Origin of the sequence: Paenibacillus sp. MER 99-2 (assembly GCF_023714095.1) — a bacterium.
GTDB lineage: Bacteria > Bacillota > Bacilli > Paenibacillales > Paenibacillaceae > Paenibacillus.
The window spans coordinates 1-242 of sequence record NZ_JAMAUZ010000070.1 but is presented as its reverse complement, the minus strand read 5'-3'; the positions used below and the strand labels follow the sequence as shown (position 1 = coordinate 242).

The 242-nt window shown below is 48.3% G+C and carries 1 rRNA gene; it reads left to right on the top strand.

Features of this window, described 5'->3' with window-relative positions:
* Positions 1-242: ribosomal RNA gene (locus M3636_RS29375) — 23S ribosomal RNA — on the top strand; the annotation flags it as partial.

The window sequence follows — 242 nt, the reverse complement described above, 5'->3', positions numbered from 1 at the left end:
TCTTGTCTGAATACATAGGGCAAGTAGAGGCATACCAGGGGAACTGAAACATCTAAGTACCTTGAGGAAGAGAAAACAATAGTGATTCCGTCAGTAGCGGCGAGCGAACGCGGAACAGCCCAAACCAAGGAGCTTGCTCTTTGGGGTTGTGGGACGTCTCACATGGAGTTACAAAGGAACCGGTTAAACGAAGAGGTCTGGAAAGGCCCGCCAAAGAAGGTAAAAGCCCTGTAATTGAAAGT